Raw genomic sequence first — 21074 nt, forward strand, 5'->3', positions numbered from 1 at the left:
TATCACTGCTCGAGGCGATTATTCATCGGAGGGCGCGCTGGCATTCGCTTGAGGTGTGAGGGCCTGGCCAAGTAGGTTGGTTGCACGACTGCCCAGCAGGGTGCCGGCCTGGAAATAGCCCATCACCGTAGTGATGCTGCGGTGCTCGGTCATCGCCATCACCTCTCCCAGTGGCACTCCTTGACGCCCGGCCTCGGTGACAAAGCCCGAGCGCAGGCTGTGCGCTGCCCAATCCCCTTCAAGGCCGGCCAATTGCGCTCGACGTTTGACGATACGCGCCACCTGATCGCCTGATAATCCGGTGCTACTGACCCGGCCGCCTCTGTACAGCCGACGGAACAGTGGTCCGGTCTGCGCGGGCGCCGCCTCCAGCCACGCCTGCAGCGCGTGGGCCGCAGGCCCTTGCAGGGGCTTTTCCCGCCGCTCGCCACCGGTATCAGTCTTCGTCGCCCCCAAGGCGTAGAGCCAAGTGTCTGCGTCCAAGCGACGGAGGTCCTGAACCTGCAGGCCAATCACTTCTGAACGCCTGCGTCCGCCGCCACTCCACGCCAACAGCAACAGAGCACGGTCGCGGAGGCCGCGAATACCGTCAGTACAGGTAGCAAGCATCGCTTGCAGCGGCTCCAACACCACGGCGGTTTTCTTGCGAACCGAGACGCCGTGGCGAGCCTGGGCCTTACGGGCTTCACGCAACAGGGTTTTTACGACCTGACTCTCTGCCGGGTTTTCCCACTGCTGCAGGCGATGCCACTTGGCCAGGACAGCCAGGCGGTGGCTGACCGTGCTGAACGCCAACGGGCCTGGTTTTCCCTTGACGCCGGCGGCGACCAGCGCGGCATCGAGATTCGCTGGCAGCAGGTGGCTCCAGCCGCCCGCGCCGTCGGGTCGGGCAAGGTGGTCGACAATGAACTGCACCGCCACCTCCGGGGGCAAGGCACCATCACCGAGTGCGCGTCGGTAGCGCAGTTGCAGCCAGGCGGACCAATAGGCAAGGGCGCTCTGGTAGCTGCGCACAGTGTTGGCCGCGGTACCGGCGGCGATGAATGCGTCGGCGGCGGCACGGGTGCTGGCGGCCAGTTCCGCCAACACTAAAGGCGAGGAGGAGGGCATCGCTATCGGTTCTGTCAATGTCTTCTCGCTCAACGTTGCAATAGGTTCGGATAACCTGTGGCTTATCAGACCTAATATAACGAAGAGGTCGGCATGACGATATCCATGATCGTGAAGGGCCGTTATCGACCCATAGCTGCCCTTCGCAAAGTGCCGCAATCGGCAAAAGCTGCTAGTCACGAACGCTGCCTTCGGCCCAGCGCAATCCTTCATCACGTTCGACTACAGCTGACGCTGATCCTTGAATTCCGTAACGCTTGCATCAGTGCACCGCTGTACCCAAACCGGCTGGATACCGCAAAAACCTGTTCGCTGCTAACGGAACTCGAGGGCGGCTCACGGCTATCCGTTAAAAGCGAAGAACCGGAAACACCAGACCTATCAGCGCTTGATATAGACCACATTTTGCCGCGTAGTTGGCACGTCCCGCTGGACGCAGAAAGATGGCAGCGTGGCAGCCGACAGCGACGAGTCGGATATCGAAGTGATTGTGCGCTCTTGCGGCACATTGACGCCCTGGCAGCTCCTGATTCGTGAACGGCATGAGAGCATCCCAATGCTAGGCAACTTGACGTTGCTGAACCTTGGCGTCAATAGGACGGCGCAACCCTGCAATTTCGCGACGAAACGCGACAAGCTGATGCCATTGCTTGCCTTGGTCTCAATGCCCCACTGATTGCCACCTCTGCACGGGACGAAGCCGCGATTCCAGCCAAAGCCCATGCCCTCGCCAACATAGCACTGACGATCTGCCCCCGAAACGAATGATGTCCTCCCACTAAGCACAGCAGGTAGGTCTATTCACGCTCCAGACTACGAGCATCTGCGGTGACCGCCTCCACAACCCCCGCCAGCTCCCGCACTAGGTCAGGCTCGAAACGCTCCAGGTAAGCTGCGATAGTCTGATTGCGCAACATGCGAGACACATAGCCCTTGGCAACCACGAGTACCAGCATGGTTTCGCCGAGGGTGTCCTCGACCAACCGGTAATCGTGGTAGAGTTTTTCCATCTCTCGCTCCATGCGTGCAATGTCTTCAGCAGTCACGCCCTCACTGACTTTCTTTGCCTCAACCAGCTGTTCAGGACGCGTTGCGGCTAATACCATTTCGGCGTAGCGACCAGTAAAGCAGTTGGCGGAAATCATCATCTCGACTAGTTCTACCTGGCGCATCGGCTTCATCTTACGCAACACGCGAAAGACCGCCTGACTAACCATTCGCGTTTTCAGCATCTCAGCGACTTCCGGCGCAATCCCCCGCAACAAATGCTGGCGCTCGCGGATGCGTCCGACGTTGACGCTCAAGACTTCGGCAATCCGCTCGGCAGTCGTTCCTTTGCGTATCGCCTCCAGAATCATCTTGTGCTCTTGAATCGGGGTAAGTCGGTTGACCTGCCGGTTGTAGGTAAAACCTTCGTCATCTGTCGCCAACAGGCACAACGTGTCTTCCGCCCCCAACTGTGCGAGCGCAGCTAGCCGCAAATGACCATCCAACAGTAGATAACGAGGCTCCCCTCCCGTCCCGTGAACCGGCTCGGGATAAACCGCGAGCGGCTCGACCACGCCCAATTCACGGATGGAGGCTAAAATCGCTGCGAATTTGACGGACGTCAGCATGTCGTGGGTGACTTGGCGAGAGGGCAAGATCAGCGGTAAGCGGACGGTAATCAACTCGGGGGCAAAGGCACGCTTGACGACAGTCATGCGTCCCCCTGAATTCGCTCGGCCAATACCTGCGGCATATCATCAATACCTTCACTGCGTAACATTGACCGGAAAAATTCATCGGCCAACAACCGACGCAATGCAGTCACGACGAAGAGCAATCTTTGCTCACCGATGTCCGCCTTCTTTACCATCAGGCGCTGACGGCGCACCTCAGTCTGATAGGCAGTCAGCAACTGGCGAGGAGTGGTCATGCGCTCGCCTCCATGCTGCCTACCATAGCCCTTGCCAAGAACGCGTCTTCGGTCGATCAGGCGGCGCACCTTGATGAGTTCATCTCCTTTTAACAATCCACTTTCATAGGCTTCGACCATGGCGGCCTGGACCTGGGCATCGTCGGACCGTGCCACATGGATCGCGACTTTAATCGGTAGCCAGCCCTTTTCGACGGCAGCGATCAGGCGCTCCTCTCCCTGCCGCAACAAGATCAAAATGCCGCCAACATAGGCACGGTCCAAGCAGGTTTTCTGGGCAATCTGCCTGATGGAGTAACCACGCTCGTGCAGTACGTTGATCGCCATCAGCAAGTCGCGGTTCGAATGCTTACGTCGCGCCAGATTCTCTACCAGGCTGATGAGATAGCGGTCTGCCTCTGCCGCCGTCACCACGACCGCTGGAATGGCCGACTCCCCCAGGACCTTGAAGGCTTCGAAGCGCCCCTGCCCACAGATCAGGTCGAAACTCGAACCGTTACGGGTCACCGTGATCGGTCGTTTCAACCCCAGACTCGCAATGTTTTCCACCAGGCGTGCAAACACTTGTTGATTGCGACTACGCGGATTGAGCACGCGAATATCCGCGAGTGGGATCTGCGCAATAGGCGCCGCCTGCGCCACATGAAGTGCAAGATGCTCTTCCGATGTGGCCATTACGCAGCGCTCCCCAGGGGTATACGTCGACTCAGGGCCGCTAGGATATCCAAGCTGTTGAACCGGTAGAGTTCCAATTCGCGCGGATTAGTATCTCCCAGACGCAGGTGAGGTGCCGCCAAATCGATCATGGGAAAGAGGTAGTAATCAAGCACCTCCTGCTCACCTGGGAGCATGCGAACAGCGACAGTAAGGTCAGGTAACAAGCCGAAATCGAAGCGTAGCTGCCAACGCCTGCGCACTGACTCTGAACATTGACAGCGGCAAAGCACCACCGAAATCGAGAACTCATCATTAACCCAAACCAGCTGGGTCTGGGGATCGACCGAGATGTGTCCACCGACAAGACGAATGCGCTCCTGTGTGTCGACCAAGATGTGCGGATACAGCTCTCGCAGCCGACGATTGGCCTCCAGAAAGCTGTAGTCCCGTCCGGGGGAATAGCCAATTAGGCTGTAGCTGCGTAGCAGACTACCAAAGCGCTGGCGATAACAACTGCTGGAGGGGCAATCCTCTTGCTCATCAATGATCAACCCAGACAGACAACCTCGCTCCGCAAATAGTTGTTTCAGCGTCGCCAGCATTTGCTCGTCAGTCCAGTGCCGTGACCGCGCTCGGATGATGGCCTGCGCCGCGAGAAACAAAGCGTGGTCGACCACAGAGGAGAAGGCACCGTCGGCCCGCACCAACTGATCAACTGGATTGGATGTTCGGGGCTGTTTCAGCTTGCCAGACGTGCGATTCCAAACATTGTTACCGATGTACTTTTCGTTGATCAGGACCTGATGCACCACTCCCCGTGACCAAGGTCGCTGGAAGTCTGTAAGCAGTCCACGCCGATTCAGTTGAGTTGCAATTTCAGCTTCGGTTCGACCTTCCCTGACAAATGCCTGGTAAATGTCTTGAACGACCTGTTGTTCGGACTCAGGACCAGGCGTGAGAATCACCCGATCCGTCTGAAGGCTTTTGTACTCTCCCCGATCCAAGATTGCTTTAGGCTGCCCTGTCTGATCTATAAGTTGACGACGCAATCCATATCCAGCCGGGCCACCTTGTCGGTATCCCAGCTGGATCAAGCGCGACTGCCCCGCAAACACCTTGACGGACAGCTCACGACTGTACTCACCAGCCATCATGCGTTTAACACTCTTGATGATGCTGGATACCGGTGAGCCATCGTTAACGAACTGTTCGGCGCAATATTCGACCCTGACACCCGCCTGCCGACATCGAACTTCGTAGCTGGCGCTCACATCAGGGTCCTGAAAGCGCCCCCAGCGACTTACGTCATAGACCAAAACTACAGAGAACTCGGACTGACCAGCGTCGACATCTAGAAGTAGCTGTTGGAGAGCTTCCCGACCATCCAGGCTCAAGCCACTTTTACCCGCATCGGTGTATACCCGGACGATCTCCAGCTCATGTGCTGCCGCATAAACGCGAATGGCATCCAGCTGATTTTCAGTGGAGTACTGCTGGTGCTCCGTCGACATGCGGACATAGGCAGCAGCTCTATTGCTGCCTTCGGTCGTGGATAGATGTGCTCGTCTCATTTGTAGATCGATGCCCCCTTAGCGACTTGGGGTCTACACCCATGCCAAGCCGTAGACCGCACCACACCTACCGGCCTACATCAGATGCGCTACTCACGAATATAAAGAGGAGATACGGAAAGATGATCACTAAAATGGGTAATTCATTTCCAATCTGCGCCCAAACTTACGCCGGTGCCCTAGCTGCTGCCTTGCGCACCGAATTAGGCACGTCACATCGCGCAATCAAGACGCTGCGCCATTGGACCGATGCCAGTGAACGTACGGCTAAGCATTGGCTGGCGGGCAGCCATGGTCCGAGTGGCCTTCATTTGATTGAATTAATGCGGCATTCCGACCATGCCCTTCAGGCGGTGCTTGAGTTGGCGCAGCGGAACTCGTCCGTAGCAGTGGTCTGGCTTCCCGCTTTGCGCGAGCGTTTGCTTGACGTCGCGGAAATGATCGATGTTTGCCTGGGTCCTGGCAGCGCTCACTGACAGCCATTTGAGCGGTCTCCGGCCTCTCTATCGCTGTAGCCTGAATCCTCCGTGCTCAGAAGATTCCAACCCATTTAAAGTATGAGGATCCAGCATTTGAAGAGTGCAGGATGTCCAAGTCTAAAAAACTGGTGGCGGGACTACTGTTCAGCTGAATGTCCGTAGTTGGCCGATTGCTGCCGCTCTCCACAGGCAGCTTTGGGTCGAAAGCGGTCAGTCGCGTCCAGACCGGCTGAATATGCACATCGCGAAAACGCACCTCCGGACGCCATACTGTCCTACTCCGACTGCTCCGACTGCATCAGCATGGTCCTCAGGCGACTGAGCAAGAATGCCGGACGATACAGTACACCGCGCATAGTCGCCGGATCTGATAGAGGGCAAGCGCTCGCAGAATGAGTATCTCAGGTAACTAAACAGGTTGAGCGCCCCCACAACAAAATCGCTAGCAACCCGGCGATGTACGTCGAGCCAGTCAGTTGGCGGATGATTAGACGGTATCGGGCCTTGAGACTGTCCAACCAGACGTCATGGGTTGAACATGGGATTGGGGCTTTCATTCAATTGGCAGATCGCAAGCGCCGCCACAAGGTTGTGCGGCTGATGCCGAGACGGCGGGCGGCTTCGTCGAGGTTGCCGTGGCAGCTTTCCAGCGTTTCCTTTACATGGCGCAGTTGCGCGATCTTGCCGATGGTGTGCAGGTCCGTTTCGCCTGGCGACTTTTTCCGGGCGGGTGAACGGGGAGGGCCTTCGCACAGTTCAGGTAGCACGCGTGCCAGGTACTGCTCTTTCAAGCGGTGTTCCTCAAGCAGTTCGCGTGCCGAGAGCATCGCGCGCTCGATCACATTCTCCAGTTCCCGGACATTGCCCGGCCAGGCATAGCGTTCAAGGTACGGCAGCAGCGCGGCGGGGATGTCTGCAGCTCCCGGTGGTTGCCCCTGAACGAGCAGGCGCTGGCTAATGACCCGGCAGATCAGGGCAATGTCCTCAGGGCGCTCTCGCAGCGGGGTGGTCTGCAGACGCAGGATGTTGAGCCGGAAATACAGGTCGGTACGGAAATCGCCATCGTCCATGGCGCTGCGCAGGTCCTGGTGGGTGGCGGCAATGATGCGCACGTCGATGGCAATCGGTTCGGTGCTGCCCAGGCGCAGGACTTCGCGCTCTTGCAGCACGCGCAGAAGGCGTGTTTGCAGCGAAACCGGCATGTCGCCGATCTCGTCGAGGAACAGCGTGCCGCGGTGTGCCGCTTCGAACAGGCCTGGCTTGCCACCTTTGCGCGAGCCGCTGAAGGCGCCTTCCTCGTAGCCGAACAATTCACTTTCCAACAACGACTCGGGAAACGCCGCGCAATTGATGGCGACAAAGGGGCCCTGCCGGCGTGGGCTTTCGTTATGGATTCCCTGGGCGAGCAGTTCCTTGCCGGTGCCGCTTTCACCGGTAATCAGGATGGTCGAATGGCTGGTGGCAAAACGCTTGGCCAACTGCAGCATCTCGCGGTTGGCCTTGCTGTTGCCGTTGAGCTGGTCGAGCCGGTAACGGGCAGTGAACGCACCGGGGCGGCGGGTGGATCGGATGCGCTGGTCGGCACGTTGCACAACAGTGATGTCCTGGCAGGTCAGGACCAGGCCGGTACGTTCGCCGTTCTCCAGGATAGGCAGTAAATTGCTCACCACGACGTGCGAGCCGAGCCGCATCACACGGTTTTCTTCACCCGTGCCTTCCTGCAGCGCCTGCTGCATGTCCAGTTCCGGGCACAGCTGCTGCAGCGGCCGGCCCAACGCTGCGCTAACCGGCAGGTCCAGCAGCTGCGCAAGGGCCGGGTTGAGCGACTGCACCACGCCTTGGTTGTCGACCGCTGCAACGCCGGCGGGGATATGCCGCAGCACGGCATTCAGATGCCGCCGTTTGGCGATCTCGACGCGCTGAGTGTCGAGAATGCCCAGGGCTTCCTCCAGCGCTTTGCGCGCGGTTTCTTCGCTCAGCGACAGCACGCCATGCAGCCCTGCCTGCTCCGCCAGCCCCACCACCGTCGACGAGCCGATGATGCTGCGACAGCCTAGCTGGGCCGCCTGTTCGACGGCCTGGCGGGCCTCTTCCAGGGAGGTGTAGGCGGCCTGGTGAACCTGGACGGTGAAGAGCGCGGCCATGGCTTGCAGGTCGTGGTTGATGTGGTTGTAGCTGAGCACGGCCACTTGGGAGGAGCGTTCGCGGGCCTGCCCCAATGCCCGTAGCAGATCGCCGCTGCCCACGCGCATCGCCAGTACCGGGCGTGTCAGGTGTTTGCGCAGGTAGGCGGCGGTCGCCCCGGCGCAGACGAACACATCGACCTTACCTGCCTGCTCCAATTCTTGGGCGGTCTGCAGTGCTTCAGCCACCGAGGTGTCGAGGACTTCGATACGGGTATCGGGGTAGTCCGTCGTGAGCCCGGCCACCACATGGGCGAGCCGGCTCCGTTGTTGGGGGCGCTGCAAGTGGCTGATCAACACGACGACCTGGGAGGCAAGAGCATCCATCACGGGGCCTATTCATATTTGAAATGTTTCGATATTGAATCAATACCTTGCAAATATGCAACGAGCAGCCTGACTTTCGCTCGGCGGTGAGGCGTCAGAACCCAGGCTATATGCGGCCTGTGGCTGACTTTTGAAGAGTTGGCCCAGGCCTTGCTCTTGGGCTTGTGCCAACCCAGAAACCAAAGGCAGGGCCTACAGACCCATGAGCAGTTCACCAACGATTTCCCCGGCCAGCGATACGTTCGCGGCCATGACTGACGATCACCGCCTGGCCGAGTTCATCCGAGAGCAGGCCTCGGCAACGCGGGTGGTCATCCAGGCGCGCAAGCGCCTGAGCGGCGGTGCCATCCAGGAAAACTGGCTGCTGGACCTGCTGATCGAAGGCGGCCCGTGGGCTGGTGTCCGGCGTTGGGTACTGCGCAGCGATGCGCTTTCAGCGCTACCCGCCAGCCTTGACCGTGAACAGGAGTTCGCCGTGCTGCAGGTGGTTTACCAGGCCGGCGTGAAAGTGCCACGCCCGCTCTGGCTGTGCCGCGATGTGCGCGTGCATGGGCGGGTGTTCTTCGTGATGGAGTATGTGCCGGGTAGCGCTACCGGCCGCGCGCTCAGCACCGGCGCCGGTCCTCAGGGCCGGGCGCAACTGGCGGCGCAGCTTGGCGCCAACCTGGCGCGTCTGCATCAGGTCCGCCCGCCGTGCGCCACGCTGGGCTTCCTGTCCGTTCCGGACAGCTCGCCGGCCCTGGCGACCATCGACGCCTACCGCCGCTACCTCGACACCCTCGCCGATGCCTATCCGGTGCTGGAATGGGGCCTGCGCTGGTGCGAGCTGCATGCGCCGCGCAGCAGCACCCTGTGCTTGTTGCACCGTGACTACCGCACCGGCAACTACCTGGCCAGCGAAGAAGGGCTGGAGGCCGTGCTCGACTGGGAGTTCACCAGCTGGGGAGATCCTTGCGAGGACCTCGGCTGGTTCACCGCCCGCTGCTGGCGTTTTACCCGTCCAGACCTCGAAGCCGGCGGCATTGGCCAGCTGGAGGATTTTCTGCGTGGTTATCACGAGGTGTCTTCGCTGTGCATCGAACGCAGTCAGCTGCACTACTGGCAGGTCATGGCCACCCTGCGCTGGGCAGTCATTGCCTTGCAGCAAGGGCAGCGCCATCTGTCCGGTGAAGAACCGTCGCTCGAGTTGGCACTGACAGCCCGGCTGTTGCCGGAGCTCGAACTCGACATCCTGCACATGACTGGAGCCGAAGCGCCATGACCCAACCCAACGCCCACCAATTGCTCGAGATCGCCCGCGCGACGCTTCTGGAGCAGCTGTTGCCAGCGCTGCCCGGCGAGTTGCGTTACCCGGCCTTGATGATCGCCAACGCCATGGCCATTGCGGCCCGCGAAAGCCGCCTGGGTGCTCAGGCCGAGGATCAGGAGCAGGCGCGTCTGGTCGCCTTGGTCGATGACGCGCCGTCGACATTGCCCGACCTGCGCCGCCAACTGGCTCGCGCCATTCGCCAGGGCAGCCATGACGCCCCGCAAACCCGGCGCACCCTGGTCGAGACATTGCGCCAGATCACCGTTGCCCGATTGGCGATCAGCAACCCCAAGGCCTTGCCCTGAAACTGCATCGACCACCCCATTCCTCCGATAGACAAGAACACACAAGGACAGCCATGAACTTCACTCTCCCGGACGAACTGCTCGCCTTGCAGGCCAAGACCCGAGACTTCATTGCCGAACAGGTCATCCCGTTCGAGAACGACCCCCGCCAGGACAGCCATGGCCCCAGCGACGCCCTGCGCCAGGACCTGGTGGCCCGCGCCCGCGCCGCCGGCTTGCTGACGCCTCACGCCAGCCGCGAAATGGGCGGCCTGGAGCTGAGCCATGTGGCCAAGGCGATCGTTTTCGAAGAGGCCGGTTACTCGCCGCTGGGCCCGGTAGCGCTGAATATCCATGCGCCGGACGAAGGCAATATCCACCTGATGGACGTGGTCGCCACCGAGGCGCAGAAGGACCGCTGGTTGCGCCCGCTGGTCCAGGGCCATGCCCGTTCGTGCTTCGCCATGACCGAGCCTGCTCCGGGCTCCGGTTCGGATCCGTCGATGCTGCGTACCACTGCCACCCGCGATGGCGACGACTATCTGATCAATGGCCGCAAGTGGCTGATCACCGGGGCCGAAGGCGCGGACTTCGGCATTATCATGGCGCGCATGGAGGATGGCACCGCGACCATGTTCCTGACCGACATGAAGCGCGACGGCATCATCCATGAACGTCAGCTGGACTCGCTGGACGGCTGTTTTACCGGTGGTCACGGGCAGCTGCGTTTCGACAACCTGCGTATCCCGGCGAGCGATGTCCTCGGCGAGATCGGCAAGGGCTTCCGTTATGCCCAGGTGCGCCTGGCGCCCGCACGCTTGACTCATTGCATGCGCTGGCTCGGTGCCGCGCGCCGCGCCCACGACATCGCCTGCGACTATGCGCGCACCCGTGACGCCTTCGGCAAGCCGCTGGGCGAGCACCAGGGCGTGGGCTTCATGCTCGCCGACAACATGATGGACCTGCACGTGGTGCGCTTGGCGGTCTGGCACTGCGCCTGGGTGCTCGACCAGGGCCGGCGTGCCAATGTCGATTCGAGCATGGCCAAGGTGATCAGCGCCGAGGCGCTGTGGCGGGTGGTCGATCGTTGCGTCCAGGTATTGGGTGGCCGCGGGGTGACCGGGGACACCGTGGTGGAGCGGATCTTCCGCGACATTCGCCCGTTCCGCATCTATGACGGTCCGAGCGAAGTGCACCGCATGAGCCTGGCGAAGAAGCTGCTCGACCAGCGCCTGGAGGCCCACTGATGCAGCCGAACCTTGTCCGACTGTTCGCCCTTGACGGGCGCCGCGCCCTGGTGACCGGGGCCTCCAGCGGCCTGGGCCGTCACTTCGCCATGACCCTGGCCGCTGCAGGCGCCGAGGTGGTGGTGACCGCCAGGCGCCAGGCGCCGCTGCGGGCGTTGGTGGAGGCCATCGAGGTGGCTGGAGGGCGGGCGCAGGCCTTTGCCCTCGATGTGACCAGCCGTGAGGACATCTGCCGGGTGCTCGATGCCGCCGGCCCGCTGGATGTCCTGGTCAACAATGCGGGGGTGAGCGACAGCCAGCCTTTGCTGGCCTGCGATGATCAAACCTGGGACCACGTGCTCGACACCAACCTCAAGGGCGCCTGGGCCGTGGCCCAGGAAAGCGCCCGGCGCATGGTGGCGGCGGGGAAGGGGGGCAGCCTGATTAATGTCACCTCGATCCTCGCCTGCCGTGTGGCCGGTGCCGTAGGCCCTTACCTGGCGGCCAAGGCCGGCCTGGCCCACCTGACCCGCGCCATGGCGCTGGAGTTGGCGCGCCATGGCATCCGGGTGAACGCCCTGGCGCCCGGCTACGTGATGACTGATTTGAACGAGGCCTTCCTGGCCAGCGAGGCCGGTGACAAGTTGCGTTCGCGTATCCCCAGCCGACGCTTCAGCGTGCCGTCGGACCTGGACGGCGCCTTGCTGCTGCTCGCCAGCGATGCTGGGCGGGCGATGAGCGGCGCCGAGATCGTGGTCGATGGCGGCCATCTGTGCAGCAGCCTGTAACGCGCCCTGGCGCAATAATAACAAGAACAGGAGGTAGGTATGTGCGTGCAAAACCTGAGCAAAGTGTCGATGAGGTGTCTGCCATGATGGTTCCAACCCTCGATCACGAGCTTGCCCCCAACGAAGCCAACCATGTGCCGCTGTCGCCGCTGTCGTTTCTCAAGCGGGCCGCACAGGTATATCCGCAGCGAGATGCGGTGGTCTATGGTAGGCGGCGTTACAACTATCTTCAGTTGCACGAGCGCAGCCGTGCTCTGGCCAGTGCCCTGGAGCGGGTCGGTGTGCAACCGGGCGAACGGGTGGCGATACTGGCCCCGAACATCCCTGAAATGCTCGAAGCCCACTATGGCGTGCCCGGTGCCGGGGCGGTGCTGGTATGCATCAACATTCGGCTCGAGGCACGCAGCATCGCCTTCATCTTGCGGCACTGCGCGGCCAAGGTATTGATCTGCGACCGCGAGTTCGGTGCCGTGGCCAGTCAGGCGCTGGCCATGCTCGATGCGCCGCCCTTGCTGGTGGGCATCGACGATGATCAGGCCGAGCGCGCCGACCTGGCCCACGACCTGGACTACGAAGCGTTCCTGGCCCAGGGCGACCCCGCGCGACCCTTGAGTGCGCCACAGAACGAATGGCAGTCGATCGCCATCAACTACACCTCCGGCACCACGGGGGACCCCAAGGGCGTGGTGTTGCATCACCGCGGCGCCTACCTAAACGCCTGCGCTGGGGCGCTGATCTTCCAGTTGGGGCCGCGCAGCGTCTACCTGTGGACCTTGCCGATGTTCCACTGCAACGGCTGGAGCCATACCTGGGCGGTGACGTTGTCCGGTGGCACCCACGTGTGTCTGCGCAAGGTCCAGCCTGATGCGATCAACGCCGCCATCGCCGAGCATGCCGTGACTCACCTGAGCGCCGCCCCGGTGGTGATGTCGATGCTGATCCACGCCGAGCATGCCAGTGCCCCTCCGGTGCCGGTATCGGTGATCACTGGCGGTGCTGCCCCGCCCAGTGCGGTTATTGCGGCGATGGAGGCGCGTGGCTTCAACATCACCCATGCCTATGGCATGACCGAAAGCTATGGCCCCAGCACATTGTGCCTGTGGCAGCCGGGGGTCGACGAGTTGCCGCTTGAGGCCCGGGCGCAGTTCATGAGCCGCCAGGGTGTCGCCCACCCGATGCTCGAGGAGGCCACGGTGCTGGATACCGATACCGGCCGCCCGGTTCCAGCCGATGGCCTTACCCTTGGCGAGCTGGTGGTGCGCGGCAACACCGTGATGAAAGGCTACCTGCACAACCCAGAGGCCACCCGGGCCGCATTGGCCAATGGCTGGCTGCACACGGGCGACCTGGCCGTGCTGCACCCGGACGGTTACGTGGAAATCAAGGACCGGGCCAAGGACATCATCATCTCCGGTGGCGAGAACATCAGTTCGCTGGAAATCGAGGAAGTGCTCTACCAGCACTCAGAGGTGGTTGAGGCGGCGGTGGTGGCGCGCCCGGACTCGCGCTGGGGTGAGACACCCCATGCGTTCGTCACCTTGCGCGCTGATGCGCTGGCCACGGTTACGGAGGCCGACCTGATCCGCTGGTGCCGTGAACGCCTGGCGCACTTCAAGGCGCCGCGGCATGTGTCGCTCACGGAACTGCCCAAGACCGCCACCGGCAAGATCCAGAAGTTCGTCCTGCGCGAGTGGGCCCGGCAACAGGAGGCGCAGACCGCCGACGCCGAGCATTGATCGAGCTGCAACAGCTGCACACCCCATAACAACAAGTACATTGAGCGAGGTGTCCCATGTCCAGCCTGTTATACGCGCGCGTTCGCGCCAGTGCCCGGTTCCAGCAACTGGTGACGCGCAGAAACCGTTTTACCCTGAGCCTGTTCGTGCTGATCCTGGCCTTGTTCTATGGCTACATCGCATTGGTATCGTTCTGGCCCGAGCTGATCGCCAGGCGCCTGGTCGAGGGGTCGAACATGACCTTCGGCGTCGCGGCCGGCGCTTTCCTGTTCGTGTTCTTCTGTGCGCTGTCGGCGTTCTATGTGTACCGGGCCAATGGCGAATTCGATCGCCTGACGCAGACGCTGGTCGCCGGGCTGGAAGAGGAGTGGGGCGCATGAAGAAACTACTGCCTCTGGCTTTGTTGCTGCACTCCGGCCTGCTGTTGGCTTCGCCTGCGCTCGGCGCGGGCCAGCGTCAGCCGCTCAACCTGCATGCGATAGGCATGTTCATGGTGTTCGTGCTGTTCACCCTGTGCATCACCTGGTGGGCAGCGCGGCGCACCCGCTCGACGGCGGACTTCTACAGTGCCGGTGGCGGCATCCTGGGCTGGCAGAATGGCCTGGCGCTGGCCGGTGACTACATGTCCGCCTCGACGCTGTTGGGGATCACCGCGCTCATCTACACCTCCGGCATGGACGGCTACATCTACCTCATTGCCTTCTTCGCGGGCTGGCCGGTGTTGCTGCTGTTGATGACCGAGCGGCTGCGCAACCTGGGCCGCTTCACCTTCGCTGACATCACTTCGTACCGCCTCGACCAGGGCAAGGTGCGCACCATGGCCGCCATCGGTTCGCTGACCGTGGTGTGTTTCTACCTGGTGGCGCAGATGGTCGGGGCCGGGCAGTTGATCAGGCTGCTGTTCGGCCTGGACTATCACATCGCCTTGGTGATCGTCGGTGCGCTGATGATGCTGTATGTGACCTTCGGCGGCATGGTGGCGACCACCTGGGTGCAGATCATCAAGGCATTCCTGCTGCTGGTGGGCGGCTCCGTGGTGCTGTTCCTGGCGATGCGCGAATTCGACTTTAGCTATGACACCCTGGTCAGCAAGGCCATGCACACCCATGCCCTGGGCGAGCGCCTGCTGGCGCCCGGCAGCCTGCTGGCTGACCCATTGACAGCGCTGTCGCTGAGCCTGGGGCTGGTGTTCGGCACCGCCGGGCTGCCGCATATCCTGATGCGCTTCTTCACCGTCAGCGATGCCCGGGAGGCACGCAAGTCGGTGCTCTATGCCACCGGGTTCATCGGCTACTTCTTCAATGTCATTTTCCTGCTGGGCCTGGCGTCGATCGTGATCGTCAGCCAGCAGCCGCAGTTCTTCGAAGGCGGGCAGGTGGGTGGCAAGCTGGTGGGCGGGGGCAACATGGTGGTCATGCACCTGGCCCAGGCTGTAGGCGGCAACCTGCTGCTGGGCTTTTTGTCTGCCGTGACCTTCGCCACCATCCTGGCCGTGGTGTCAGGCCTGGCCCTGGCCGGGGCGTCCGCCATCGCCCATGACCTGTATGCGCGGGTGATCATGAAAGGCGCGGCCAGCGAGGCCCAGGAGCTGCGGGTGACCAAGCTGGCGACCCTGGGCCTTGGCCTGGTGGCGATAGCCCTGGGCATCGTGTTCGAAAACATCAACGTGGCCTTCATGGTCGCGCTGGCCTTTGGCATCGCCGCTTCGGCCAACTTCCCGGTGCTGTTCCTGTCGATGTTCTGGTCGGGGTTGACCACGCGCGGCGCGTTGGCCGGTGGCTACGTGGGGTTGGTCAGCGCCATGGGCTTCGTGGTGTTTTCCAAGCTCGTGTGGGTGGATGTGTTGCACTTTGCCGAGCCGCTGTTCCCTTATACCCAGCCTGCGCTGTTCTCCATGCCGCTGGCGTTTGCGGTGGCGTATGGCGTTTCCCGGCTAGACCGGACTGCGCGAGCCAAGGCAGAAAGGGCGGCGTTCGCCGACCAGTTCGTAAGGGGCCAGACCGGCCTTGGTGCCAGCGGTGCGGTCGATCATTGATTACCTGCGGCCGCTGGCGGATGCGTGCCAGCGGCCAGGTGAAACCTCGTTAATACCCCCTGAAAATCTCGCCGATGCTGGTGATCGGATGCCCCATGCGCTGCGCCGCCGCTCGGTTGACGAGAGAAGGCCTGGGGGCAAGCAGGGCACTCAGGAAAACGGCCAGCGTCAACACGGCCAGTAGAAAACCAAATCGGCGCATATGATCCTCCAGCGATTTTTATTGTTGTTGTCTTTAGGTTCGATCCGAAAGGCCAGTATCACGCGGTTAGTGCCCGGGCGCTTTGTCGTGGGCGAATGACAGGGTGATGGCTGCAATGTCCTGGTTGCCATAGCCCATTGATGCCGCGCGCTGCGCGACTTGGCATACCGCGTCGAACACTGGCGTCCAGGCCCCTTGTGCATGCAGGGATTGGGCAATGTGCGCGAAGGCATCTACATGTACATCGAGCCTCGCCTGGTCGCCTGCGAAATCCTGCGCTTCGAGCCGGCGTGCCGCTTCCTCGAGTGCGTCGGCGACGAAAAAGCGTGACGTGTCGAGCAGGAGCTTGGCTGTCTTCGAAACCGACAGGCCAAACCGTTCGCTCGCACCCACGGCCTCGAAGAACGCAACCATCGCGGCAAACGCATGGGCGTGGAGCACGCTCGCGAAGGCCAATGCTTCGCCCCAGGGAAGGAACACCGTATGGCCGGCGAGCCCTTCAAGCAGCGACCGGTGCTGCTCGAAGGCCTCACGATCGCCGGTATGAATACTGTGGCTTTCGCGATGGCCGACGTTGCGCGGGTAGGCCACGATCATCCCTTTGACGTAATGGCCGCCCGCCCGATTGACGAGGCCCTGAAGCGCCGGTCCCTCGTCCTGGGCGTTGGTGGTGTAATCGACGATCGTACGGTTGGCCAGTGCATGCATCACACCTGGCATCCCGAGCACCTCGTGGGTCGCGTGGTTGTCCAGGAGCACGAAGATCGTGGCCGGGCTTGCAACCAGCGCGGTTTCAACGCTGTCGCACAGGTGAGCGCCAGCGGCGACGAGCGACGCAGCCTTGCCGGGTGATCGATTCCAGATCGCCACGCGTTTGCCTTGCTTGAGCAACGCGTGTGCCATGAGCGTTCCCATCGCACCGAGCCCGACCACGGACACATCAAACTCGAAACTTTCATCATTTTGTTCGCGCACGTTCAAAGCCTCTTGATTGTTGTTTTATGTGATGCCCCACGGGAGAGCCTTTGCTCACCGCAGGTTCTGCGATCGGGCCCAGTCCGTTGCATCAGCCAACGTGCGCTCGAAGGCGCTGAAGATCGCTTCGATGTCGCCCTGCGTGGTAATCAACGGCGGGCAGAACGCGATCGTGTCGTAGAGGGCGCGAATGATCAGCCCATGCTTGTGGGCCTGTGTGAACACGTAGTCACCCAGTGCACCTGGCTGGGCGAACGGTTGGCCGGTGGCCTTGTTCGCAACCAGTTCGATCCCGCCCATCAGCCCGACGCCTCGGACGTTGCCGACCAGCGGGTGGTCTTCGAACGTGCGCAGGTGGCGCTGGAACATGGGGGCCAGGCGCTGGACATGGCCAACCAGGTCGCGCTCTTCGATGATGCGGATGTTTTCCAGCGCAACCGCGGTGGCGACGGGGTGGCCCGTGCAGGTCAGGCCATGGGCGAATGCCCCCAGGCGCTGGCTCTGGCTCACCAGTACATCGTTGATGGCATCGGACACCACCACGGCCGCCAGCGGCTGGTAGGAAGAGGTGAGCTGCTTGGAGAGCACCATGATGTCGGGCTGGATGTCGTACAGCTGAGCCCCGAACATCGTGCCCAGCCTGCCAAAACCGGTGACGATCTCGTCGATCACCACAAGAATGTCGTAGCGCCTGCACACTGTCTGGATCGCCGCCCAGTAGCCAGTGGGAGGAGGGATCACGCCGCCCGCTGCGATCACCGGTTCGCCGACGAAGGCGGCAATGCTTTCCGGCCCTTCGGCGAGGATGTAGCGCTCCAGTTCGTTCGCCAGGCGGGCCGAAAAGGCTTCCTGCGTTTCCCCTGGCCGGGCGAACCGGTAGAAGTTCGGGCACGTCAGATGGTGAACCGGGATGGCCGGCAGGTCGAAGTCGCGATGAATCGAGGGGATGCCGGTCAGGCTCCCGGCAGCGATGGTGGCGCCGTGATAGGCCTGCTGGCGAGAGATGAATTTCTTCTTGTGCGGTTTGCCCAGCGCGTTGTTCACGTACCAGAGCATCTTCACCACCGAGTCGTTGGCTTCGGAGCCTGAATTGGTGAAGAAAACATGGTTCAGGTCGCCCGGCGCCAGCTCGGCCAGCTTGGCGGCGAGCGCCGCCGCCGGGGCGTTGGTCTTGTGGCTGAAGCTGTGGTAGTAGGGCAGTTGCCTGAACTGCTCGACGGCGGCGTCGACCAGGCGCTTTTCACTGAAGCCCAAGGCAACGCTCCACAGGCCCGACATCGCCTCGATGTAGGCGTTGCCTTGCTCATCGAAGACCCGCACGCCGTCGCCGCCGGCGATCACGAGGGGGCCGATTTCCTGGTGCTGCGCCAGGTTGGTGTTGGGGTGTATGAATGAAGCCAAGTCATTCTGGATGGTTGAAGTGACGTTGCTCATTGGTGTGATTTCCTGCCACGGACGGGTTGTCGACTGCACGCGATGAGCCTGCATGCGGCGCTGTATCGATACAGGCCGCACCGCAGGCCCGTGCAGTTACTGGCTAAACGCTGCCGCGACCGATTCGCCGAAGGCTTTCAGGCCTTCTTCGAGCTGGTCGGTCGGGGTGTTCACCGGTGGCATCAGCTTGATGATTTCGCCGTTCGGGCCGCAGCGGTCGACCAGCACACCCGCCTGCAGCACACGCTGCTGGGCATCCTTGGCGAATGCGACGTTGCCGCGACCGAAGTCGATGCCGGCGATCATGCCGCGACAGCGCGCGGAGGCGACGCCAGGAGTTTCCGCGAAACCGGCGACCGCGCGCTCCATGGCCGCGCAGTTGGTGGCCAGCAACTTCAGGAACGACTCATCGCGCCAATAGCCGAGCGCGATCTGGGCCGTCAAGAAGGCCAGTTGATTGCCGCGGAAGGTGCCGATGTGATCGCCCGGTTGCCACACATCCAGCCCGGCGCGAATCAACACGATCGCCATCGGCAGGCCGAAGCCGCCGATCGATTTGGCGCAGGTGATCAGGTCTGGCACCACCCCGGAGCGCTCGAAGCCGAAGAAGTCGCCGGTGCGCCCGCAGCCGGCCTGGATTTCGTCGCAGATGAGCAACACGCCGTGATCGCTGGTCCACTTGCGCAAGCGTTGCAGCCATTCGTTGGAAGCCGGGTAGACGCCGGCCTGGATCTGCACGGACTCGACGATCACCGCCGCCGGTAGCTCCGAGCCGCTGCCCTGGTCGTTGGCCAGGCGCTCGAGGAAGCCAATGCTGTCGAATTCGCCGTAGGGGCTGTCTTCGTACGGCACGAACACCACATCGGTGGAAAGCCCAGGGCCACGGCGAGTGCGGTTGCCGGTGACGGCCAAGGCGCCGGCGGTCATGCCGTGGTAAGCCCCATAGAACGAGACGACCTTGGTACGCCCCGTCGCCTTGCGCGCCAGCTTCAACGCCGCCTCGACAGCGTCGGCACCGGTCGGGCCGGTGAACTGCACCTTGTAGTCCCAGCCGCGTGGCTTGAACAGGTCGCGCTCGATCGCTTCGAGAAACTGGCGCTTGGTGGTGGTGTGCAGGTCGAGGGCGTGGGTCACGCCGTTGGACGACAGATACGCGATCAAGGCATCGCGCATGCGCGGGTCGTTGTGGCCATAGTTCAGGGCGCCGGCGCCAGCGAAGAAGTCCAGGTACTCGCGGCCGTCTTCACCTCGGATCTTGCTGCCTTGGGCGGTATCGAACACCAGCGGCAAGTCACGGCAGTACATCCGCACGTTGGACTCGAGCCTTTCGAATGTCTCGATGTTGTTCATGCAAACCTCTTGAAAAATGATCTGGGCTATCTGGGTCGTGGGCGGTCAGTGCTTGAACATCACGTGGCGAACCACGGTGTAGTCTTCCAACCCGTACATCGACAGGTCCTTGCCGTAGCCGGACAGCTTCACGCCACCATGGGGCATTTCGCTCACCAGCATGAAGTGGGTGTTGACCCAGGTGCAGCCGTATTGCAGGCGAGCGGCCAGGCGATGGGCGCGACCCACATCGGCGGTCCATACCGACGAGGCCAGGCCGTAGTCCGATTCATTGGCCCATGCCAGTGCCTGGGCTTCGTCTTCGAATGGCGAAACCGTCACCACCGGGCCGAAGATTTCACGGCACACCACCTCGTCCTCCTGCGTAGCGCCGGCCAGGACCGTCGGCTCGAAGAAGAAGCCGCCGCCCGCAGCGCGCTTGCCGCCGGTGACCACCTCAATGTGAGGCAGTTCCTTGGCACGGTTCACGAAGCCCTCGACACGCTCCAGGTGCTCTTGGGTGATCAGCGGGCCCATCTCGGTCGCCGGGTCATCCTGAAGCCCGCACTTGATGCTGGACACGGCTTCGCCGAGCTTGCGCACGAACTCCGGGTACACCGCCTTCTGCACATAGAGGCGGCATGCGGCGGTGCAGTCCTGGCCGGCGTTGTAGAAGCCGAAGGCGCGGATGCCTTCGACGGCGGCGTCGATGTCGGCATCGTCGAAGATCAACACCGGTGCCTTGCCACCGAGCTCCATGTGCATGCGTTTGACGCTGTCGGCGGTGCCTTCGATGATACGGCTGCCGGTGCGCACGGAGCCGGTCAGCGACACCATGCGTACCTGGGGGTGGCTGGTCAGCGGCTCACCCACCGAGGCGCCGCGACCGTGCACGATGTTGACCACACCGGCGGGGAAGATGTCGGCGAGCAACTCGCCCAGTTTCAAGGTGCTCATCGGCGTGTGTTCCGACGGCTTGAGCACGACGGTGTTGCCGCCGGCCAAGGCTGGGCCCAGTTTCCAGGCTGCCATCAGCAGGGGGTAGTTCCACGGCGCGATGGAGGCGACCACGCCCACCGGGTCGCGGCGGATCATCGAGGTGTGGCCCGGGATGTACTCGCCCGCCGCCGAGCCCTGCAGGCAGCGCACGGCACCGGCAAAGAAGCGGAACACGTCGGATACGGCAGGCAGTTCATCCTGCAACACGGCGGTGAACGGCTTGCCGCAGTTGTCTGCCTCCAGGCGGGCAAACACCGGCGCCTGGGCGTCGATGCTGTCAGCGAGCTTGAGCAGCAGTGCCGCGCGGTCCTTGGGCGGCGTTTGCGACCAGGCGTCGAAGGCCGCATCCGCGCTTTGCACCGCGGCATGGACCTGGGCACGGCTGGCTTCGGTGGTCTGTACCAGGACGCTGCCCAGGGACGGGTTGTACACGTCGAGGTTTTCGCCTTCGCCGGCCACCAGGGCACCGTTGATCAAGAGTTTGGTTTGCATGTCGATTCTCGCCATTGAAC

General features: G+C 62.3%; 19 protein-coding genes. 9 read left to right on the forward strand and 10 right to left on the reverse strand.

What is annotated here, in order from left to right; all coding sequences use genetic code 11:
* Positions 1 to 18 precede the first annotated feature (18 nt).
* On the reverse strand, positions 19 to 1110 hold the full coding sequence (locus BLS27_RS00915; RefSeq protein WP_090342417.1) for a site-specific integrase: 1092 nt from the start codon (positions 1108 to 1110) through the stop codon (positions 19 to 21).
* Positions 1111 to 1561: 451 nt separating this feature from the next.
* On the opposite strand from BLS27_RS00915, the gene BLS27_RS24030 reads away from it, so the two are divergent.
* A complete protein-coding gene (locus BLS27_RS24030; protein WP_003257205.1) occupies positions 1562 to 1786 on the forward strand; it encodes a DUF1524 domain-containing protein in 225 nt (74 codons plus the stop codon).
* Positions 1787 to 1907: 121 nt separating this feature from the next.
* Here the strand turns inward: BLS27_RS24030 and BLS27_RS00930 are convergent, their stop codons facing one another.
* The 3 genes from BLS27_RS00930 to BLS27_RS00940 are packed head-to-tail and all read right to left on the reverse strand — an operon-like array spanning position 1908 to position 5256.
* On the reverse strand, positions 1908 to 2813 hold the full coding sequence (locus BLS27_RS00930; RefSeq protein WP_015270467.1) for a plasmid partitioning protein RepB C-terminal domain-containing protein: 906 nt from the start codon (positions 2811 to 2813) through the stop codon (positions 1908 to 1910).
* Positions 2810 to 3703, reverse strand: coding sequence for a ParB/RepB/Spo0J family partition protein (locus BLS27_RS00935; protein ID WP_015270466.1), 894 nt, complete (start codon positions 3701 to 3703; stop codon positions 2810 to 2812). Before BLS27_RS00935 ends, BLS27_RS00930 begins: the two co-directional genes overlap by 4 nt.
* Positions 3703 to 5256: a recombinase family protein gene (locus BLS27_RS00940; RefSeq protein WP_090342425.1), complete on the reverse strand. Its 1554-nt coding sequence runs from the start codon at positions 5254 to 5256 to the stop codon at positions 3703 to 3705. Before BLS27_RS00940 ends, BLS27_RS00935 begins: the two co-directional genes overlap by 1 nt.
* 122 nt (positions 5257 to 5378) lie before the next feature.
* On the opposite strand from BLS27_RS00940, the gene BLS27_RS00945 reads away from it, so the two are divergent.
* The gene (locus BLS27_RS00945) at positions 5379 to 5732 is read left to right on the forward strand and encodes a hypothetical protein (RefSeq protein WP_090342428.1); all 354 of its coding nucleotides are present in this window, start codon (positions 5379 to 5381) and stop codon (positions 5730 to 5732) included.
* A gap of 560 nt (positions 5733 to 6292) precedes the next feature.
* On the opposite strand, the gene prpR is transcribed toward BLS27_RS00945, so the two are convergent.
* Positions 6293 to 8245, reverse strand: a complete 1953-nt coding sequence (prpR, locus tag BLS27_RS00950) for a propionate catabolism operon regulatory protein PrpR (RefSeq protein ID WP_090342431.1) — start codon at positions 8243 to 8245, stop codon at positions 6293 to 6295.
* 202 nt (positions 8246 to 8447) lie between these two features.
* Here prpR and BLS27_RS00955 point away from each other — a divergent pair, with 202 nt between their 5' ends.
* From BLS27_RS00955 to BLS27_RS00985, 7 genes are all read left to right on the forward strand, one after another.
* On the forward strand, positions 8448 to 9506 hold the full coding sequence (locus BLS27_RS00955) for a phosphotransferase family protein (RefSeq protein WP_015270462.1): 1059 nt from the start codon (positions 8448 to 8450) through the stop codon (positions 9504 to 9506).
* Complete coding sequence (gene lvaB, locus BLS27_RS00960) at positions 9503 to 9859, forward strand: 4-hydroxypentanoyl-CoA kinase subunit LvaB (protein ID WP_015270461.1); 357 nt, start codon at positions 9503 to 9505, stop codon at positions 9857 to 9859. The genes BLS27_RS00955 and lvaB overlap by 4 nt, the downstream gene beginning before the upstream one ends.
* Before the next feature lie 53 nt (positions 9860 to 9912).
* Entirely contained in the window at positions 9913 to 11085 is a 1173-nt protein-coding gene (locus BLS27_RS00965) for an acyl-CoA dehydrogenase family protein (RefSeq protein ID WP_090342435.1), read from the forward strand.
* Positions 11085 to 11852, forward strand: a complete 768-nt coding sequence (locus tag BLS27_RS00970) for an SDR family NAD(P)-dependent oxidoreductase (protein ID WP_015270459.1) — start codon at positions 11085 to 11087, stop codon at positions 11850 to 11852. The genes BLS27_RS00965 and BLS27_RS00970 overlap by 1 nt, the downstream gene beginning before the upstream one ends.
* An 83-nt stretch (positions 11853 to 11935) precedes the next feature.
* On the forward strand, positions 11936 to 13588 hold the full coding sequence (locus BLS27_RS00975; RefSeq protein ID WP_043936168.1) for an acyl-CoA synthetase: 1653 nt from the start codon (positions 11936 to 11938) through the stop codon (positions 13586 to 13588).
* Positions 13589 to 13644: 56 nt separating this feature from the next.
* Positions 13645 to 13968: a DUF485 domain-containing protein gene (locus tag BLS27_RS00980; RefSeq protein ID WP_015270457.1), complete on the forward strand. Its 324-nt coding sequence runs from the start codon at positions 13645 to 13647 to the stop codon at positions 13966 to 13968.
* A complete protein-coding gene (locus tag BLS27_RS00985; RefSeq protein ID WP_090342438.1) occupies positions 13965 to 15623 on the forward strand; it encodes a cation acetate symporter in 1659 nt (552 codons plus the stop codon). The genes BLS27_RS00980 and BLS27_RS00985 overlap by 4 nt, the downstream gene beginning before the upstream one ends.
* A 49-nt stretch (positions 15624 to 15672) precedes the next feature.
* Here BLS27_RS00985 and BLS27_RS00990 read toward each other — a convergent pair whose 3' ends face one another.
* The 5 genes from BLS27_RS00990 to BLS27_RS01010 all read right to left on the reverse strand — a co-directional run bounded on the left by BLS27_RS00990 (position 15673) and on the right by BLS27_RS01010 (position 21054).
* Complete coding sequence (locus BLS27_RS00990) at positions 15673 to 15825, reverse strand: hypothetical protein (protein ID WP_043935652.1); 153 nt, start codon at positions 15823 to 15825, stop codon at positions 15673 to 15675.
* 66 nt (positions 15826 to 15891) lie between these two features.
* On the reverse strand, positions 15892 to 16800 hold the full coding sequence (locus BLS27_RS00995) for an NAD(P)-dependent oxidoreductase (protein ID WP_090342441.1): 909 nt from the start codon (positions 16798 to 16800) through the stop codon (positions 15892 to 15894).
* A gap of 54 nt (positions 16801 to 16854) precedes the next feature.
* Positions 16855 to 18234, reverse strand: a complete 1380-nt coding sequence (locus BLS27_RS01000) for an aspartate aminotransferase family protein (RefSeq protein WP_090342444.1) — start codon at positions 18232 to 18234, stop codon at positions 16855 to 16857.
* Between the two features lie 96 nt (positions 18235 to 18330).
* Entirely contained in the window at positions 18331 to 19584 is a 1254-nt protein-coding gene (locus tag BLS27_RS01005; RefSeq protein ID WP_090342448.1) for an aspartate aminotransferase family protein, read from the reverse strand.
* 45 nt (positions 19585 to 19629) lie between these two features.
* Positions 19630 to 21054, reverse strand: coding sequence for a gamma-aminobutyraldehyde dehydrogenase (locus BLS27_RS01010; protein WP_015270452.1), 1425 nt, complete (start codon positions 21052 to 21054; stop codon positions 19630 to 19632).
* Positions 21055 to 21074 lie beyond the last annotated feature (20 nt).

The sequence above is a fragment of the Pseudomonas guariconensis genome (genome assembly GCF_900102675.1).
In the GTDB taxonomy this organism is placed as follows: Bacteria; Pseudomonadota; Gammaproteobacteria; order Pseudomonadales; family Pseudomonadaceae; genus Aquipseudomonas; species Aquipseudomonas guariconensis.

Excerpts from the sequence above, each read along its gene's own strand:
- BLS27_RS00915 (WP_090342417.1), bottom strand. The coding sequence starts at position 1,110 with ATGCCCTCCTCCTCGCCTTTAGTGTTGGCGGAACTGGCCGCCAGCACC.
- BLS27_RS00930 (WP_015270467.1), bottom strand. The coding sequence starts at position 2,813 with ATGACTGTCGTCAAGCGTGCCTTTGCCCCCGAGTTGATTACCGTCCGC.
- BLS27_RS00935 (WP_015270466.1), bottom strand. The coding sequence starts at position 3,703 with ATGGCCACATCGGAAGAGCATCTTGCACTTCATGTGGCGCAGGCGGCG.
- BLS27_RS00940 (WP_090342425.1), bottom strand. The coding sequence starts at position 5,256 with ATGAGACGAGCACATCTATCCACGACCGAAGGCAGCAATAGAGCTGCT.
- BLS27_RS00945 (WP_090342428.1), top strand. The coding sequence starts at position 5,379 with ATGATCACTAAAATGGGTAATTCATTTCCAATCTGCGCCCAAACTTAC.
- prpR (WP_090342431.1), bottom strand. The coding sequence starts at position 8,245 with ATGGATGCTCTTGCCTCCCAGGTCGTCGTGTTGATCAGCCACTTGCAG.
- BLS27_RS00955 (WP_015270462.1), top strand. The coding sequence starts at position 8,448 with ATGAGCAGTTCACCAACGATTTCCCCGGCCAGCGATACGTTCGCGGCC.
- lvaB (WP_015270461.1), top strand. The coding sequence starts at position 9,503 with ATGACCCAACCCAACGCCCACCAATTGCTCGAGATCGCCCGCGCGACG.
- BLS27_RS00965 (WP_090342435.1), top strand. The coding sequence starts at position 9,913 with ATGAACTTCACTCTCCCGGACGAACTGCTCGCCTTGCAGGCCAAGACC.
- BLS27_RS00970 (WP_015270459.1), top strand. The coding sequence starts at position 11,085 with ATGCAGCCGAACCTTGTCCGACTGTTCGCCCTTGACGGGCGCCGCGCC.
- BLS27_RS00975 (WP_043936168.1), top strand. The coding sequence starts at position 11,936 with ATGATGGTTCCAACCCTCGATCACGAGCTTGCCCCCAACGAAGCCAAC.
- BLS27_RS00980 (WP_015270457.1), top strand. The coding sequence starts at position 13,645 with ATGTCCAGCCTGTTATACGCGCGCGTTCGCGCCAGTGCCCGGTTCCAG.
- BLS27_RS00985 (WP_090342438.1), top strand. The coding sequence starts at position 13,965 with ATGAAGAAACTACTGCCTCTGGCTTTGTTGCTGCACTCCGGCCTGCTG.
- BLS27_RS00990 (WP_043935652.1), bottom strand. The coding sequence starts at position 15,825 with ATGCGCCGATTTGGTTTTCTACTGGCCGTGTTGACGCTGGCCGTTTTC.
- BLS27_RS01000 (WP_090342444.1), bottom strand. The coding sequence starts at position 18,234 with ATGAGCAACGTCACTTCAACCATCCAGAATGACTTGGCTTCATTCATA.
- BLS27_RS01005 (WP_090342448.1), bottom strand. The coding sequence starts at position 19,584 with ATGAACAACATCGAGACATTCGAAAGGCTCGAGTCCAACGTGCGGATG.
- BLS27_RS01010 (WP_015270452.1), bottom strand. The coding sequence starts at position 21,054 with ATGCAAACCAAACTCTTGATCAACGGTGCCCTGGTGGCCGGCGAAGGC.